Annotated in this window: 13 protein-coding genes, 1 tRNA gene and 1 other RNA gene; 6 read left to right on the top strand and 9 right to left on the bottom strand. The window is 55.2% G+C overall.

Features of this window, described 5'->3' with window-relative positions; translation table 11 throughout:
- Positions 1-18 precede the first annotated feature (18 nt).
- From F5984_RS14405 to trmD, 6 genes are all read left to right on the top strand, one after another.
- Positions 19-1,461: a DUF4403 family protein gene (locus F5984_RS14405; RefSeq protein ID WP_246169009.1), complete on the top strand. Its 1,443-nt coding sequence runs from the start codon at positions 19-21 to the stop codon at positions 1,459-1,461.
- Positions 1,462-1,579: 118 nt separating this feature from the next.
- An RNA gene (gene rnpB, locus F5984_RS14400) (RNase P RNA component class A) lies at positions 1,580-2,085 on the top strand.
- 68 nt (positions 2,086-2,153) lie between these two features.
- A complete protein-coding gene (locus F5984_RS14395; RefSeq protein WP_152124936.1) occupies positions 2,154-3,659 on the top strand; it encodes an OmpA family protein in 1,506 nt (501 codons plus the stop codon).
- A gap of 123 nt (positions 3,660-3,782) precedes the next feature.
- Positions 3,783-4,331, top strand: coding sequence for a 30S ribosomal protein S16 (locus F5984_RS14390; RefSeq protein WP_152124935.1), 549 nt, complete (start codon positions 3,783-3,785; stop codon positions 4,329-4,331).
- Between the two features lie 116 nt (positions 4,332-4,447).
- Positions 4,448-5,041, top strand: coding sequence for a ribosome maturation factor RimM (gene rimM, locus F5984_RS14385; RefSeq protein WP_152124934.1), 594 nt, complete (start codon positions 4,448-4,450; stop codon positions 5,039-5,041).
- Positions 5,031-5,708, top strand: a complete 678-nt coding sequence (gene trmD, locus F5984_RS14380; protein WP_152124933.1) for a tRNA (guanosine(37)-N1)-methyltransferase TrmD — start codon at positions 5,031-5,033, stop codon at positions 5,706-5,708. Before rimM ends, trmD begins: the two co-directional genes overlap by 11 nt.
- 176 nt (positions 5,709-5,884) lie before the next feature.
- Here the strand turns inward: trmD and F5984_RS14375 are convergent, their stop codons facing one another.
- From F5984_RS14375 to F5984_RS14335, 9 genes are all read right to left on the bottom strand, one after another.
- Complete coding sequence (locus tag F5984_RS14375) at positions 5,885-8,089, bottom strand: transglycosylase domain-containing protein (protein WP_152124932.1); 2,205 nt, start codon at positions 8,087-8,089, stop codon at positions 5,885-5,887.
- Between the two features lie 91 nt (positions 8,090-8,180).
- A tRNA-Ser gene (locus F5984_RS14370) sits at positions 8,181-8,268 on the bottom strand.
- Positions 8,269-8,284: 16 nt separating this feature from the next.
- Positions 8,285-9,370, bottom strand: a complete 1,086-nt coding sequence (locus F5984_RS14365) for a type I restriction endonuclease (RefSeq protein WP_152124931.1) — start codon at positions 9,368-9,370, stop codon at positions 8,285-8,287.
- A gap of 142 nt (positions 9,371-9,512) precedes the next feature.
- Positions 9,513-10,829 (bottom strand): MFS transporter, encoded by a 1,317-nt coding sequence (locus tag F5984_RS14360; RefSeq protein WP_152124930.1) that lies wholly within the window; start codon positions 10,827-10,829, stop codon positions 9,513-9,515.
- A gap of 109 nt (positions 10,830-10,938) precedes the next feature.
- The gene (locus F5984_RS14355) at positions 10,939-11,724 is read right to left on the bottom strand and encodes an SDR family NAD(P)-dependent oxidoreductase (RefSeq protein ID WP_152124929.1); all 786 of its coding nucleotides are present in this window, start codon (positions 11,722-11,724) and stop codon (positions 10,939-10,941) included.
- A 93-nt stretch (positions 11,725-11,817) separates the two neighbouring features.
- Positions 11,818-12,876, bottom strand: coding sequence for a sugar phosphate isomerase/epimerase family protein (locus F5984_RS14350; protein ID WP_152124928.1), 1,059 nt, complete (start codon positions 12,874-12,876; stop codon positions 11,818-11,820).
- Positions 12,877-12,902: 26 nt separating this feature from the next.
- Positions 12,903-15,473, bottom strand: a complete 2,571-nt coding sequence (locus F5984_RS14345) for a DUF7133 domain-containing protein (RefSeq protein ID WP_152124927.1) — start codon at positions 15,471-15,473, stop codon at positions 12,903-12,905.
- 161 nt (positions 15,474-15,634) lie between these two features.
- Complete coding sequence (locus F5984_RS14340) at positions 15,635-15,868, bottom strand: hypothetical protein (RefSeq protein WP_152124926.1); 234 nt, start codon at positions 15,866-15,868, stop codon at positions 15,635-15,637.
- Positions 15,865-16,926, bottom strand: a complete 1,062-nt coding sequence (locus tag F5984_RS14335) for an asparaginase (protein ID WP_152124925.1) — start codon at positions 16,924-16,926, stop codon at positions 15,865-15,867. Before F5984_RS14335 ends, F5984_RS14340 begins: the two co-directional genes overlap by 4 nt.
- Positions 16,927-16,952 lie beyond the last annotated feature (26 nt).

The raw sequence follows: 16,952 nt of genomic DNA, 5'->3' as shown, positions 1-16,952 counted from the left end.
CCACATTCACCACCGTACATGAGAGCAAAGCTGGTATCTGTTGCCCTGCTGTTTATTTTTGTCGGGTGTAGCAAAGTCCCATCCGGGAGGCCCGGAGCGGGCACGCTCAATCCGAAAGCGCCGAAAGAAGCCTACACCCGAACCACTATGGAAGTCCGTAACGAAACCTACCTGTCGACGGTCAATGTGCCCGTTCGCATAGCACTCCGCGACGTAGAGCAGCAGATCAACAAGCAGGTTAACGGACTTATTTTTGAGAGTAACACCTTCGATACGCCCGCGCCCGACGGCAGCGACCCCATCCACCTGAAAGTCTGGAAACGGGCGCCCATCGGTGTGTCGGCTGCGGGCGGGGCCGATAGCCTGTTTCGGTTTGTGGTGCCGCTCAAAATTTGGGCGAAGGCCGGCAAACGGATTCTGGGTTTTATGCAGAGTGCCGATACCGAATTCGAAATCACGCTCAAGTTTGCTACCCGGTTCAGTATCGACCCCAATTGGGCCGTCAATACCCAAACCACGGCCGAGGGCTACGAATGGGGTACCAAGCCCTCGGTTCGGCTGGGCGGATTTGCCATTCCCATTACGGGCCTTGTGAGCCGGATCATCGACCGGAATCTGGGCACGATCACCAAATCGCTGGATGCAGAAGTCCGTAAACAGATTGACCTCCGAACGCCGGTTCTGGAGGCCTGGAACACGGTTCGTACCCCATACCTGCTGTCGGATCAGTACAAAACGTGGCTACAGGTGGTGCCCCGCCGGGTGCTTATTACCCCGCTCCGATTCGAGGGCAACGTGATTCGCACCCAAATTGGTCTGGAAGGGTACACGCTGACAAGTGTGGGGAACAAACCCGCTGTTAAACCGGCCGTATCCCTACCCGATCTGGTGGTGGTGCCGACGATCAAAGACGATTTTCAGGTGGGTATTCTGAACGAAGCTACCTACGAAGAAGCCGCCAAACTAGCTGGCCAAACGTTTGTCGGGAAACGCTTCGACTTTCAGGAGGGCCGCTACCACGTTACTATTGAAGACATTGACCTGTACGGGCAGAACGACAACCTGATTATCAAAGCCGGTCTGTCGGGGAGTGTAACAGGTAATATCTACCTGAAAGGCCGCCCGTACTACGATCCCGAAACGAAAACGGTGGCTCTCAAAGACTTGCAATACGACCTCGAAACGAGTAGTTGGCTCCAGCGCACCGCCAGCTGGTTGCTTAAGGGAACCCTCGCCCGGATGCTCGAAAAGCAGTTTACCATTCCGGTCGGCGATCAGATCACGGAGATTCAGCGTTCGGTGCAGACCCAGCTCAAAAATAATCAGTTGGCTAAGGGTGTCGTGCTCAATGGCCAAATCGACGAAATCTGGCCCGACGGGGTGTATCTGACGCCAACGGCGATTCTGGCGGTGGTTTTCGCCAAAGGAAAAGTGGATGTAAAAGTTGAGGGACTGCAATAGCGGGTCTGATGGCTGCCGCAGGGCCAGAAAGGTCCTGACTAGATCAGAAACCGGGTCGTTAGGCCAGAAACCCTAAAGTTGTGCTATCTTTGGCAGGCCAACGCGTGCCAATCGGAGCGGTGCCGGTTGTCTTATCGCTGACCCGAACTGGGTTGGAGGAAAGTCCGGACAGCGCAGAGCACCATACTTCCTAACGGGAAGGCAGGCGGCTGGGAACGGCCGTCTGACAGCCAGTGTCACAGAAAATATACCGCCAGAAAACAGTTTACAGTTTTCTGTTTATAGCTTGCAGTTCCGCGAAGCAGTCTTGCCTGCGTAAGCCAACTATAAACTGTAAACAACAAACTGTAAACTGTTTTCGGGTAAGGGTGAAAAGGTGGGGTAAGGGCCTACCGCCCGGCGGGTGACCGACGGGGCAGGATAAACCTTATGGGCTGAAAGACCAAATATGCGGCAGATTAGGGGCGGCTCGTTCCTGTAGGTTGGCTTCGGCTGGCCGATGCTGTCGCGGGTAGGTCGATAGAGGTCGTCGGTGACGGCGATCCCAGATAAATGATAAGACCCGGTGCGTCGGTTTTACCGATAATCCAGTGACAGAATCCGGCTTATAGGCCGGTATTGCTCCGGTTGGCACGATGTTGGCTATAGAATTACTGGACTATTTACCCGGTCATTCCGCCTGTCAACGATTCATGAAAAATAGCTTTTTCGCCTTTCTCTGCGTCTGGGTAATGGGCAACGCCTGGGCACAATCACCGCCCACCCGCGTGCCCAATCGTTCCTACGACGGCGATTATCCCCTCAACACCTGGTCGATTTCGGTAACCCCGCAGCTTACCCGCTTTTTTGGGGATTTGTCGTACGGCGTGTACCGGGGCGTGCCTGAGCTTGGTGAGAAAGAAATTCTGACCGGTGGGGTAGGGCTGGCAGTCAACAAACAGCTGAGCCACCTCTTCGGCGTATCGGTGCAGGCCAATGGTGGTATGCTCAGCGGCTCCAAGAAACCCATCTACAACGCGTATTTTCGGACGAATTATCTGCAAGGGGCGTTGCTGGCATCGGTCAACGTAAAATCGTTATTGCTGGGTGCCAAACGGCTCAAGCGCCTGAAATGGGACGTGTACGGCGGTATTGGCGGTATCTGGTTCGATGCGCGCGTGTATGACCTGACAACCAATCGGCTTGTTCGGTACAGCAACGACCGGGATAATTTTAATTCCGTCACGTCAGGCCGGTGGGAAGGCAACGGCTCCGTGTTTACCCGCGAACTCGTGGTACCGGTCGGAACGGCGTTTCATTACGAGTTAAGCCCTCGGTTCGATATTGGACTTGATTTTGTGTACAACAACGTCAATACCGAAAAGCTGGATATGACCGTTGGGTCAACAGACCCGGCTTACAATAACAATCCGGCCAATATTTACCTGTTCCGCAAGGGGCAATCGGCCCTCGACAAATACGGGGCTGTGGGATTGTCGATTACGTACAAACTGGGTCGTGCGCCCCTGCGTGTCGGTCGCGATGGCCGGTACGATGCCGATAAAGGCCGGTATCATTTGCGCTGGGCCGATCCTGCCGATCTGGTGAAACCGGCCTACAACCCCTCTGTAACCGAGGCTGACTCCATTGCCAAGGCTAACATGCCTCAGCCCGTAGACCCGCGCTTGTACACCGACTCGGACAACGATGGCGTGGCCGACCTGTTTGATAAGCAGCCCCGGACGCCGGCTGGGAGTGTCGTGTCGGGGGCGGGCGTTGCCATGAATCTGGATAGTTTACTGGCCCGGCCCAAAACCGAACGGGAGGCTGGCGAATGTGTTGACGTGTTCAGCAACGTCGAGTTCGATACCGATAAAGCGACCCTTCGGCCAACCTCGCAGGCACTGCTGCGGCAGGTAACTGAGTTGCTCAACGAGCGGCCTAATTGCCGGGCTATTGTGGTAGGTCATGCCGATGCGCGCGCTTCGGACGCCTACAACGTACAGCTCTCTAAACGCCGGGTGGAGGCCGTCAAGCGGTTTATGACGCGGGCTGGCCTGAACGACCCGAGCCGGATCACTCTTGAATATTACGGCGAAATACGGCCCGCTGCCCCAAACTCGACTCGCACCGGGTTGCAGGCTAACCGACGGGTTGAGATTCGGATTGAACCCATGAGCGACATGCGCTCGCGGTATCCGGCTGGGTTCAGAAAGTAGCGACAGGCAAACTCTTTCCGAAAATCTGACCCGTACGGTAGAGATACTGCGAAAAAAATACTACCTTTGCGCCCACGTTTCTCCGGGGGGACGGGTTCCCTCCATTGAAAACAAGCAAGCAAAATGGCTGTTAAAATTCGTTTAGCGCGTCGTGGACGCAAGAAAATGGCGATGTATGACATCGTCGTAGCTCCTTCTCAAGCTGGCCGTGATGGCGCATTCATCGAGAAAATCGGTTCTTACAACCCCAACACAGACCCCTCAACCGTAGTGTTGAAGTCGGAGCGGGCTTTGTACTGGCTGATGGTTGGTGCTCAACCCACCGACACCGCTCGTTCAATTCTGTCGCACGAAGGCGTCATGCTGAAAAAGCACCTGCAGGTTGGCGTAAACAAAGGCGCTATCACGCAGGAGCAGGCTGATGAGAAGTTTACATCCTGGAAAGAAGGCAAAGAAGGCCGCAAGTCCGACTCTGCTGACGCCAAGCAACAAGCAAAAGACAAGGCTCGTCAGGAGCGTCTGGAAGCCGAGCGTAAGGTGAATGAAGCCCGCGCTGAGGCCATTGCTAAGAAAAACGTTGTGGTTGAAGAAACGCCCGCCGAAGAGGCTCCTGCTGCTGAAGAAGCACCGGAAGCATCTGCTGACGCAACGGAAACCCCCGCTGCTGAATAAGCACGCTGGTTCGGTATGTAAGGAGCCTGTTCGTTTGAGCAGGCTCTTTTTGTAGGTATCTAACGGTTTCAGGCACGCCCCTACGGCCGCCCGAAACGAGTAAACTCTGTAAAAGCGTGACAAAAGACGATTGTTATCAGGTTGGCCACATCACCAAAACGCATGGCGTAAACGGTGAACTGGTCTTTTTCTTGGACGTCGATGACGCGAAAGAATACGCCGATATTGACTCAATCCTGATCGAAGTGAAAGGTCAATTGACGCCTTATTTTATTGAATCCATCTCAATTGTTAAAGGCAGCCGGGCGATTGTAGCGCTCGAAGACGTCGAAACCATTGAGCAGGCTGAGCGGTTCATCGGGTCGGGCTTGTGGTTACCCCTCGCGAACCTGGAGCCGATTGACGACGAAACCCGGTTTTACTTTCACGAGATTATCGGATTTCGGGTGCTCGATGCCGAAAAAGGACCGCTTGGCACCGTGACAGCGGTGTACACGATGGCTACACAGGACCTGATCGCCATGGACTACGCAGGGCATGAGGTGCTTATTCCGATCAATAGTGATATTGTGCCTTCGGTGAATCGGGCCCAAAACCAGATCAATGTGGTGTTGCCGGAGGGCCTGTTGGAAATTTACACGAGCGATACCGGCAACGATAAGCCCGAAGTAGACGGCGACGAAGAAGCTGACGATACCGATGAGGATTGATATTATTACCTGCCTGCCGCGCCTGCTCGATAGCTACTTTGCCCACTCTATTTTGCAGCGGGCGCAACAGGCCGGACACGCCGAAGTGGTGGTGCACGACCTGCGCGACTATACCCTCGACAAGCACCGGCGGGTCGATGATTACATGTTTGGCGGAGGAGCCGGTATGGTGATGCAGATCGAACCCATTGCCCGCTGTATCCGTGCTTTGCAGGCCGAACGTACCTACGATGAGGTGATTTACATGACCCCCGATGGGCAACGGCTTAATCAGCAGACGGTCAATACGTTCTCACTGAAGCAGAATCTGATTATTCTGTGCGGGCATTACAAAGGTGTCGACGAGCGGATTCGGGAGCGGTTCATCACGCGGGAAGTTAGTATCGGCGACTTTGTGTTGTCGGGCGGTGAGTTGCCGGCGGCTGTGCTGTCCGATGCCATTATCCGTCTGATACCGGGAGTACTCAACGATGAGACTTCGGCCCTGACCGATTCGTTTCAGGACGATCTGTTGGCCCCACCTGTGTACACACGCCCGGCTGAGTGGGAGGGGATGAAGGTGCCCGATATTCTGCTGTCGGGGCACGAAGCTAAAATTGATGAATGGCGCTACGAACAGGCTTTGGCCCGTACTCGTGCCCGACGGCCCGATTTACTGGGTGAATAAACGCTGTAAGCCGAACGGGCGGGGTTGAAACCCCGCCCGTTCGGCTTACAGCGTTTTTAGTTTATGGTTTTTGGTTTGTAGTTCTTGGGGGCTTCCGCTCAGTTAAGCAAGTTCCGGTTCACGGGCAACTTGCCCCGCACAACCAGAAACGATAAACTAAAAACGATAAACCCCATTTACCGGTTGGTGTCATCCTGCTGTTGCCGTTCCTCGCGTTCCCGACGCTTGCGCTCGCGTCGTTCCTGTCTGAGCTGACGGCGTGTTTTTACGGTATCGCCCGAGGAGACATTCGGCGCGGCTGGGTTGTTTGATTCCGATTGGGTTTGTACGTTTTCGGTTTCTTCTTTTTCGTCGTCTCGGTCGCGGTTCCCGTTGAAGAGCCGTTTGAAGAAATCGTCGATGCCACCGCCTTCGTCGGTATCATTCATCAAACTATCCGACTGCATACTGTCGATGGGGGCCACCTGTTGACGCAAGCCCTCGCGTAATCGAACGTTATAAAACCCGTAAGCTCCGCTGTCGGGCTCAGTGAGGCCCCGCCGGGCCATAATCCGGCCAATAATTCGGAAATACCCCCGCACATTGCGTACCTGAAGTGTCCCGTCGGGGTTGAACCAGTTGAGGGCGCGTTTGGGGCTTGGAATCACAAACGCCAGAAAAATACTTTCGCCCAGATCCAGTTCCGACGGCGACTTGCCAAAGTAGTACCGGGCAGCCTCGCCAATGCCGTAAATATTGCGGCCCCACTCAATCAGGTTGAGGTACACCTCGTACATGCGTTCTTTGGGTACGAGTCGCCCGTTTTCCATCAGCCACACAATCAGAATCTCCTCGACCTTGCGGGAGAGAGTTTTGTTGCGGTTGAGGTACACGTTTTTGACCAGCTGCATCGAGATGGTACTGGCGCCCCGCTTGAATTTCTTTTCCTTGAAATTGGTCGCAATCGAAACTCGGAACGCCTTCTCATTGAACCCCTTGTGGGTCATGAAGTTGTAGTCTTCGGAGGTCAGAACGGCGTTGCGTAACTCGGGCGAAATAGCCGAGAGAGGGGTGAAGTCCGGGTTTTCAGGGCCAATCACAATGTCACGAACCGGCTTATCTTTCTCGTAAGGCGTGTACACAAACGAGTTGTTGATCTTACCAAAATCAACGCGGCCCATGCGGACAATCTTGAAATTATCGGACGTCAGCCCCGAGTTGAACTTGACCGAATCGGGCAAAGCTTCGTCAAGCTGAAACGACATATCGTATTTCAGCCCTCCCGTCACCTGCATCCCTTCGAGTGACTCGAACAACCCCTGCGGAAACGAATTGAACAACGCCTGCGCATTCATCATGTCGGTATGCAGCTCGACTTCGTAGGTTTTGGTAGGTGAGAGGGTGTATTTCACAAACGGCCGACCGCTCACCTGACCCAGATATACCACCGACGAACTGTCGATTCCCACGTAGTTTTCGCCTACGAAGAGGTTAGCGTCCATAGCCGCCCGGTCTACAAACACATCGGTGCGGGCAATGGCGGGGTGATTAATGCGCAGGTTACGCACCGACCCGACGCCCTCCATCCGAAATTCGCCCCCAGCCCGATCCACATCTTTGAGTTCGGCGTGGAGTGTATCGGCCTGAAGTTTCAGCTTGTACCGGTTTTCGAGGTATTTGAGTTCGAGGGGTTTGCCATCGGCATAGAGCGAGAGGTCGTACTCACGGTCGGCAGGGTCGGCGGTGCCGGAGATGTGCCAGGTGGCCTCGTTACCGTTGAGCCGCAACGTCGACGAGACGGCCTCATCCTCAATCGTAGCCTGCTCGGTGAGCAACGAGAGCCGCTGCGTAGTGTCGCGGTCCGAATCGATCACCCGAAAATCGAGGTTACGGACGTTCATATTGTCTGGAATTTTAGACAAAAGCTCGTCGATGAGGTTTTCGGCCACATCGGCCAAATCCACCCGTCGGGTCGATTTAGTAGCGGTGGAATCGCGTTTGCGCCGGAGGATAAAGTCGATGTTGGTCAGCGAATCGCGCCGAACCACCTGCACCATACCGTTTTCAAGGGCGAGGTCCGACAGGGCAATCTGACCCAGAAGCATAGGCCAAAGCCGCACGCCCACTTCGGCCCGGTTGATACGGGCGAGGCTGTCGCGTTGTTCGGGAACGATGGAAATATTGGAAAAAGCGACGGAACTGAGGCCGGTAAAGGTAGCCGAGCCAATTTTCAGGTCCAGTTTATAATCGCGTTTGGCTTTTTGGGTGGCTCGTTTGAGGGCAATCTGAAGGAGGGCTTCGCGTTTGGTGAAAGCGTATCCCGCGCCAATGGCTCCCAGCAAAAAGAGTCCCAACAAAGTCCAGCCGGTGATGCGGAGTGCTTTACGTTGACCAGCAGTCATTCTGTGTGTTTGAGTCGAAAGCCCAAAGATAAGGCCTTTTCCAACGTCCAGAAAACAAAACCCCACCGAACGGTGGGGTTAAAGTAAGCGGCAGAGAGGAAGGGATTCGAACCCTCGATACGCTTGAGACGTATACACACTTTCCAGGCGTGCTCCTTCAACCGCTCGGACACCTCTCTGTTTGCAGGGGCAAAGTTACGAGATAGAGCCAGAAGTTTTGTCGTATTGTTTGACTGATTGAGCCAATTGCCCCTCATATTGGTATAAATCATCGAGAGATTGAATTTCGTATCTGATCTCCTTTTTGTCATCCCCAACAAAGCCAACGTATTTTTTTCCACCGTTAAAATGAAGGCGGCAAACAGGCTTCCTATTGTTATCGTCCAAGAGTATAGCAAAGTAGCTTTGAGCGTCCCGATGAACAATTCGACTGGCCTCAATATGGGGTCTAAGCATTGAGCGTACAATGTAGTAACCTTCCAACTCTTCCGCAGTAGTAACTACTGAGGGCGCTTTAATGGTAGGTTCTACAAGGTCTTGATTGATAACAGGCTGAGGTATTTCTGTCTCTTGTCCCAAAGCTGTTTTGAGTCGGTCTGTAATCTGGTCGGACACGTAATGGGCGAATGACTTTCGAACTAATGTTGTGAAGTAATCCATCATTCTTGCATTAAGCATCCCTCCATACACTTGCTTCGCAAAATGGCGAACGAGAGCATCAGAAGGGTTAGTCATCTCATTGTGAATCAATGATTTTAACTCTGCTGTGTACTTTAATTCGCTTGCTGTGCTGATAATTTGTTCAACGTCAAAGTATGATTTATGGAATTTCTTGAGTTCCTCAACCAAAGGTTCGCGTAAATCAAGCATGTTGATTTCGAGAAATGGCTTCTCATCCATCTTGTTAGGCTCAACAAGATCCGTATAGAATTTATAAATAATGCCATTGGTCAAGACACCGAAACGGGCTTTCGTAACGTGAAAGTATCGTAACAACTGATTATCATGCAGGGTCAAACTTTGAGCCCAATGTTTACACTCAATTAGCATGCAAGGTTCTCCGTTTTCTTGCATTATTGCATAATCAACCTTTTCGCCCTTTTTAGTACCTATGTCACTTATAAATTCAGGTACAACCTCAAGAGGGTTGAAAACATCATATCCCAGACATTGTAAGAACGGCATTATGAATGCCGTTTTGGTCGCTTCCTCGGTCTGGATGTTATCTTTCAATTTGCTTACTCTGTCGCTTAACTGTTTTATTTGGTCTTTAAAGTCCATGTGGATTGAAGAATAAGTTTTACAAAGGTTTTTTAAAAATGGTTGACTAAGCTATGCTTTTAAGTAGTCAGACACGCAAAAAATTTGAGAAGTGGAGTGTTTTTTTGTACTCACTTTCACTTATGCGCTCACTTACGTAGCATCACTCCCGCTCCGACAATAAAGCCGCTGTATCTGACGCAGGCGTCACCGTGCCCCGCTCGACCTTGCCGACCAAAAAACTGTATGAGCAGGCCCCGATAAAACCAAGTACGGCAATAAACACGAGCGCGGGTTTGAAGTCGCCATCTTTGGCCAGATACCCGATCACAATCGGGACAATAATCGACGCCAGGTTGCCCATGAAGTTGAACACCCCACCCGTGAGGCCAATCAGGTGCCGGGGCGACAGCAACGAGACGAACACCCACGAAATGAGCGCCATGCCCGACCCAAAAAACGCCAGCGACATGAAGAAGATAATCAGGGCGGTATCGTCGGTGTAGTTGGCCCCGACAATGCTTACCGAGAGCAGCATCCCGATAATAATGGGCGTTTTGCGAGCGGCCCCCACCGAGCGGCCCTGCTGCACAAGCCGGTCCGACACAAAGCCCGAAAGCAACAGCCCCGCGCAGGCGGCCAGAAACGGCACCGACGCCAGATACCCCGACTTGATAAAATCGAGCCCCCGGTATTTGACCAGATACGTGGGGAACCACGTCAGGAAAAACCAGAGCATGGCGTTGACCGAAAACTGACCGATGTACACGCCCCAAAGCGTCCGGCGCGAGAACACCTGTTTCAGGTTGACCCACTGCCAAATAGACGTGCCATCGGTTTTGGCGGTTTGCCCCCGAAAATGCCCCCCGCCCGCTTCGATATGCGCCAGTTCGGCGTCGCTGACGGTTTTGTGGTCGAGCGGGTCGCGGTAGAGAGCGTACCACACAATGGCCCATACCAGTCCCACAAGTCCCGTTGTTATGAAAAGTCCCTGCCAGCCCGCGTAGTGCTGAATCGTGACCAGAATAGGCGTCAGAAACGCCAGCCCGATAAACTGCCCCGATACATAAAGCGCAATGGCCGACGCCCGCTCGTTGTCGGGAAACCAGCTTGTTACAATCCGGTTGTTGATTGGGTAGGAGGGGGCTTCGAAGGCACCCGTGGCCAGCCGAAGGGCAAACAAGGAGGCAAAACCCCGCGCGAAGCCCTGAAACACCGTCGACAGCGACCAGGTAGCCAGACAAAACGCGTACAGCACCCGTGGCCCAAATCGGTCGGCTACGAGGCCCCCCGGTATTTGTAGCAGGGCGTAGGTCCACCCGAAGGCCGAGAAAATATACCCCAAATCGACCGACGACAGGTTAAGGTCTTTGCTCAGGGCCGGGCCGGCCACCGAAATGTTACTCCGGTCGAGGTAGTTAATCACGACGTTGACAAACACAAGGGCCAGCATCCCGTAGCGTACGCGGGTCGTTTTCATTGGAAAAAGAGTGAAAGAGTGAAAGACTGAGAGAGTGAAGGGGTGAAAGAGTGGGCTGTCGGGGAGTGAGATTACGCGTCAGACATTCACTCTTTCGCTCATTCTTCGTTTACCGGGCTGTCCAGCCGCCGTCTACGGTGAGCATAGAGCCAACCATGTAGCTGCCCGCATCGCTCGCCAGAAAAATAGCAGCTCCCTGAATTTCGCGCAGTTCGCCCCAGCGGCCGAGGGCCGTGGCGCCCACCACAAACTTTTTACCTTCTTCAGTATCGGCAATGGGTATGTTCATGGCCGTCAGAAACGGGCCGGGGCAGATCGCATTGACGTTGATGTTGAACGGAGCCAGCTCCAGACCCAGAGCTCGGGTCATTTGCACCACAGCCCCTTTGCTCGACGTGTAGGGCGTTCGGTTGGCCAGCCCCACCAGTCCGAGGGTGCTGGCCAGGTTGATAATTTTGCCCTTGCCGGCCGCCTTCATAAACGGCGTGACGGCCCGGCAACATAGCCAGGTGCCGTGCACGTTGATGCTCATCACCTGTTGGAATTCGGCCGATGATAGCTCGTCGATGGCCCCCCGAATATTGATACCGGCACTGTTGATTAGAATGTCGATTCGGCCAAAAGCATCCATAGCGGCTTGGGCCATCGCTTCGGTCTGTGTCTGATCGGTCACGTCGGCGGCAAACGCCTTGGCCTGTACGCCGTATTCGCGGCTGAGGGCTTCGGCGGCTTGGATGCCCTCGTCGGCATTGCGGTTTACGAGTAAAAGGTTAGCGCCAGCCGAGGCCAGTCCGGCCGCCATCGCCAGCCCCAGCCCTTTGGAGCCGCCCGTGATTATGGCCGCACGGCCGCTCAGATCAAATTGGGAAATACCGGGTAATCGTTCGTTGGTCATTCAGGTTTTGGTAAGAAAGTGATTGAAACGGTTTGCCGACAATCAGCCGCTGTGAACGTGGCCTGTCGGTAAACCGGAAATTGCTTAATTGGCTCAGCGGAGCCCGAGTGTTTTCTGGCTGTACTGTATGCAGGCCACAATATTCTCCTGTTCGGCAGCCAGCCGTTCCTCCGGGCTAAGGGGCGAAATGCGGGGCAGTTTTTCCGCTGTTTTGGGGCCGTTGACCTGCCGCAGCGTTCGGGCCAGGTCGGAGCCGGGCACCTGCGCAAATGTAGCCCAGTACTCCGGTTTCAGGCACGGAATTTCGAGCGGGTCGCGGGTAATCATTTCGAGGTTGAAAGTCACGGCCGGGTTATGTTTTCGGCAGAGAGCAAACAGGGTTGGCAAGTCCAGAATCCCTTTGCCAAGAGGCACTTCCGACAACAGAAACCCGTCGGCATACGGTTCGAGCGCCATGTCTTTCACATGGGTCGACAACACGTAGGGGGCCAGGGTCTGTACCACCTCGGTCGAATCTTCGAGCAAGGCAAGGTTGTTACCAAAGTCGATAGTTACGCCAAGCCATTCGCTGCTGAGGCTCTTCATCATGGCGGCCAACTCAGGCGCGCGCCAGTCTTTATGGTTTTCAACGGCCAGTTTTACGCCATGTTTGCGTAAAATGGGCTCGGCCAGCTGAAGCGAAGCGAGCGCATTTTTACGCATTTCATCAAACCCCTCGGCCGACCGCAGAATCTCGTACCGGCGTCCGCTCGAACAAACCGTTCGGAGAATACGGGCACCGGCTTCTTTGGCGGCTATCACGTTGCGCTCAAAAGCGGCCACATCGGCTGGGGTTTTGGGCGTTGCTACTGAGCCTTCGAGGTAAAGCCCAAGTTTTTCGCGCCAGTCGCGTACGTTGCGGGCAAAATCGTCGGCCCAGTTATTCACCACCACCTGAATACCACCTCCGCCTACTTGCTGGCAGTGGTCGAGCAAGTCGAGGGCGCTCGTGAGGGCCGGGTAACGGGTACTGGGGGTTTTGGCGTTCCAGCGGTGCGCGTAGGAGTGTACCACTATACCCATTCGCTCCTGACGGGCCAATGAGGGTAGTTCGGGCAGGGATAATACTACGGCACCGGCCGAAGCCTGTTGTAAAAACGCACGTCTGTTCATGGCCGGAAAGGGTTTAGGAAAATGGGCTATTTGCCCGACTCTGCCCCGTTTTGAAGCATATACTCGTTTAGGTCTTTAACGGTCCAGGGTACCACGCGCCCCTGCGAGGTCACGCGGGTCATGCCCACCAACCGCCGACTTACAGGACCGGCGTTGTGGCCCCATTCGTTGCGGATGTAGGTCAGAATGGCCGCAATGGCGTTGTCGTCGAGGGTTGAGTGGGCGGGCATAACCGGCAGAATATCGGGGGCGTTATACACCTTTCCCGCTACATTCACCGGGCCTTCCATGCCGTGCAGCAAGATGAGCGCCAGGCGCTTACCGTCGCCCAGTACCCAGTCGGAGTTGATGAGGGGCGGGGCAAAGCGGGCCATACCTGCCCCGTTGGTGCCGTGGCAACCCGAACAGGTGCTCAGGTACATCTGCCGACCGGTGGCAAAGAGTTTCTGGTCATCGGCCGACAGGGCGTTCGCTTTTTGTCCGGCCGAAGCGGTTCCTGGTAGACGTTGTGTTTTGCCGGGCCAATCGTACAGGTTTGTGAGGGCTCCTGTTTGTGCGGCCGTAAGCGGGTGATTCGGCCGATTGAGCAAACGCGGGGCTTTGGCCAGCCGGACAGCGGTAGTTTTAGTGGCCGAGCTACCTACGGTCAGGCCCGAAAGCAAGGCTTTTTCGCGCCACCCGAAGGGTTTGGCCGGATTGTCGAGCAGGGTTAGCAGGGCTGAAAGCTCTTCGGCAGCACCCTTTCTAACTACCGAAGTCCCCAGCATTTCTACAAAAATCTCGCGGGCGGGGTCGGTGGTTTGCCAACGGGGGGCTTTCCAAAGTCGGTTCAAAAAGGCCCATTCGCTGTTAGAAAGGCTACTCAGCACGGCATCCCGCATCAGCGGCTCTCGCAGAAGCGGGCGGCTGACTATGGCCTCCAGCAAGGCATGGGCCGCCGGGCGGTCGAGAACCCGCGCCGACAGGGCCATTTGCAAACAAACGTCGGCCGGGGCCGTGTTGACGCTTTTTAGCAACTCGTCAGCGAGTTTAGCCCGCACGGTGGCATCGGTTTGCGCAAACGGCTCCAGCAACCGGAGGGCGGTAGTCTGCACAAACGGATGCGCATCGGTCAGCAGACTGAGCAACACATCGGGCCGGTTTTGTTTCAGTCCGTCGAGTGTCCAGAGGGCCTGCGCCCGTCCGAATGGGTTGGTTCCTTTCTGCGCCAGTGCGTTTAGGGCGGAGCGAGCGTCGGCGTTGTTGCGGGCCACCAGCAGGTGCTGCGCCATATCGCGGTGCCAGCCGTCGGGGCTGTTCAATGCCTGAATCAGTTCATCGGTAGTGGCCCGGCTTAGTTTCTGGGTGGGGGCGGCCTGCCAGTTTTTCGGAACAATTCGCCAGATACGCCCCCGGTCAATGGGCTGCGTCAGGTTACGGGCCAGCGTTTGTTCCTTGAGGTAAGGCGTCATGTAGGCCGCGTGTTGAATAATGCCCCGGTACATATCGGCTACGTACAGCGACCCATCGGGGCCGGTTGCCATGTGTACCGGCCGGAACCGTTCGTCGGTGGATGCCAGAAATTCGCGGCCGGGGTGAGAGTCGCGGGCTGCCAGCACCGGGCCATTAGCCGTGACAACGTTGCGTTTGACCAGGTTACCCGCCGGTTCGCAGACAAACACATTATTGGAAAACTCGGCGGGGAGTGCGGTGCCCCGGTACACAAGGGGCGAACAGGCCGCCGTAAATTCGAGCAGACGGTTGTTTTTGTCGAGTGTTCCCGGAATGTAGCCCCGGTTCACGGCTGGGTTCGACCGGATAGGGTAAATCTGCCGCTCGACCGTCAGCCCGTGGTCGATACCCGTGGTAGGCGTATGGTTCCGGTTGGCGCTGAGGTAATTAGGCGGCACCAGGTCGGCGTGTAGCTGCGACCAGTTGTAGTTGTAGTGCAGCCGTCCCTGATTGTCGTGACTCAAACCCCATTGCCCCCGAAACTCGGTGGAATCGCGTTGCCAGGTGCCGTTTGTGTGCCGGTACCGAAACCGCGATTTAGCGTTGTAGTACCAGTTGTCAAGCCCGCGCCAAAGGCCGTTGCCTGCATGTTCGGGCAGGGCACTCCCGGCATAGTCTTTATCAATGAGGGTTTTAGTGTCGGCTTTCAGGTCGCCGTTATGGTCTTTGGTAAGCCACAAAGCCCCGTTTTCGGCCACCAGAACGCCATCGGGCGCAAACGCCATCGCCCGGGGCATGATGAGACTATCGAGGTACACCGTCGCTTTGTCCATCTGCCCGTCGCTGTTTGTGTCTTCCAGCACCGATACCCGCCCGCTTGGCTTGCTTTCCTTGCTCGCGTCGATCGTCGACATATACCCCCGCATTTCAACGACCCAAAGTCGGCCATCGGCATCGAAGTTAATCACGACCGGGGCTTGTACCAGCGGTTCGGCGGCTACCAGCTGTATGCTCAGGCCGGGTTCAAGCTGAAACGTAGCTTCTTCCTGCGCGGGCGTGAGTATGGGCGAGGTGTCGTCGTAGGCAGGGCTGAGGTTCGTCGTGAAGCTGACCATACTCAGCAGGCCGGTGGCCAGAAGCAGCGGGTAAAAAGCGGGCTTAACCATGATTGGAATCCGGGGCTTGGGGCAAAACGTTGCGGGTCGACTTGTACCCGATAAAGCCGGGTGTCCGGGTCAAATACTCAGTCGGTTACCCGCAATAAAAAAGCCCGTTGGGTAACGGGCTGTTCGGGATAACTAAACGGATTGATGACGCGCTGTGTGGCTTACCATTCGCGCCATTCGGCCCAGGGGCGGGGGTAGTGTTTGAGCCAGCTGTGCAGTAAAGCCAACACGATGTTAATGCCTAGTCCGGTCACCACGATACTGAGGGTGCCCCACCAGTTGGTGGCGAAAAAGCAGCCTACTGCCGTAACCAGTACTACGCCGGTCATGGTAACCGCCAGTACAAACCGGAGTAGCCGAATGAAAAATGAGTGGGGCCGGGGCGAGGTTGTCATAGACTCATTTCGCCACAAAGCGGTTCGCCCAGCCGATGCCGCAGCCGGGCCGGGTCGGTTTCCTGCCCCAACAGGTACATCAGTTTGGTAATGGCGGCCTCGGTGGTAATGTCGGCTCCGCTGATTACCCCGATTTCGCCCATGCGGGTACTCGTTTGGTACTGCCCCTGCGTTACGCGTCCGCCCTCGCACTGCGACACGTTGAACAGAACAATGCCCCGGTCGTTGGCTGTTTTCAGGGCATCCAGAAACCAGCGTTCGGTGGGGGCATTGCCCGCCCCGAAGGTTTCGAGTACCACCCCGCGCAGGCCGGGCATTTCCAGAATGGCCTTTACGACCGGTTCGGTAATGCCTGGGAATAGCTTCAGAATGGCCACGTTGGCGTCCATCTCGGTCTGGATGGTGAGGTCAACGTCGGGCTGAAGCCGGCGGATAAACGGTCGGTTATACTCAATCCGAACCCCAGCCATAGCCAGATGCGGGTAGTTTTCAGAGTGGAACGCGTTGAAATGAACGCTCTCCTGTTTGGTAGCCCGGTTGCCCCGCAGCAGTACCGAGTTGAAATAGACACTCACCTCAGGCACCATCGGTTGCCCCTCGGTGTCGAGGGCAGCCGCAATTTCGAGGGCCGTTATAAAGTTTTCACGAGCGTCGGTGCGGGCCACCCCAATCGGGAGTTGTGCCCCCGTCAGAATCACGGGTTTCTGCAAATTGCAGAGCATAAAACTGAGCGCCGAAGCCGTGTAGGCCATTGTGTCGGTGCCGTGCAGAATCACGAAGCTATCGTAGGTGCTGTAATGGGTATGCACTAATCCCGCCAGTTCGGCCCAGATGGCCGGGGTCATGTTCGACGAATCGATGATGGTGGGCAGGGTAATCAGGTCGATTTCAAAATCGAGCCGGTGAATTTCGGGTACACGGTCGAGTACCTGCTCAAAGTTGAACGGAACCAGTTGACCAGTCGGATGGTCGTACACCATACCGAGGGTGCCACCGGTATAAATGACCAGCACCGACACGCGGGGCTTGTGCGGCAGGGCCGGGTTAATTCGAATCATGACGGATGAAGTGTATTGAACTAAAA

Origin of the sequence: Rudanella paleaurantiibacter (genome assembly GCF_009184635.1) — a bacterium.
Lineage (GTDB): Bacteria > Bacteroidota > Bacteroidia > Cytophagales > Spirosomataceae > Rudanella > Rudanella paleaurantiibacter.
The sequence above is the reverse complement of the archived record's forward strand: the minus strand, read 5'-3'. Positions and strand labels throughout refer to the sequence as shown.

Bases quoted from the DNA above. Each gene is read 5' to 3' on its own strand.
- F5984_RS14405 (WP_246169009.1), top strand. From the start codon at position 19: ATGAGAGCAAAGCTGGTATCTGTTGCCCTGCTGTTTATTTTTGTCGGG.
- F5984_RS14395 (WP_152124936.1), top strand. From the start codon at position 2,154: ATGAAAAATAGCTTTTTCGCCTTTCTCTGCGTCTGGGTAATGGGCAAC.
- F5984_RS14390 (WP_152124935.1), top strand. From the start codon at position 3,783: ATGGCTGTTAAAATTCGTTTAGCGCGTCGTGGACGCAAGAAAATGGCG.
- trmD (WP_152124933.1), top strand. From the start codon at position 5,031: ATGAGGATTGATATTATTACCTGCCTGCCGCGCCTGCTCGATAGCTAC.
- F5984_RS14375 (WP_152124932.1), bottom strand. From the start codon at position 8,089: ATGACTGCTGGTCAACGTAAAGCACTCCGCATCACCGGCTGGACTTTG.
- F5984_RS14365 (WP_152124931.1), bottom strand. From the start codon at position 9,370: ATGGACTTTAAAGACCAAATAAAACAGTTAAGCGACAGAGTAAGCAAA.
- F5984_RS14360 (WP_152124930.1), bottom strand. From the start codon at position 10,829: ATGAAAACGACCCGCGTACGCTACGGGATGCTGGCCCTTGTGTTTGTC.
- F5984_RS14355 (WP_152124929.1), bottom strand. From the start codon at position 11,724: ATGACCAACGAACGATTACCCGGTATTTCCCAATTTGATCTGAGCGGC.
- F5984_RS14350 (WP_152124928.1), bottom strand. From the start codon at position 12,876: ATGAACAGACGTGCGTTTTTACAACAGGCTTCGGCCGGTGCCGTAGTA.
- F5984_RS14345 (WP_152124927.1), bottom strand. From the start codon at position 15,473: ATGGTTAAGCCCGCTTTTTACCCGCTGCTTCTGGCCACCGGCCTGCTG.
- F5984_RS14340 (WP_152124926.1), bottom strand. From the start codon at position 15,868: ATGACAACCTCGCCCCGGCCCCACTCATTTTTCATTCGGCTACTCCGG.
- F5984_RS14335 (WP_152124925.1), bottom strand. From the start codon at position 16,926: ATGATTCGAATTAACCCGGCCCTGCCGCACAAGCCCCGCGTGTCGGTG.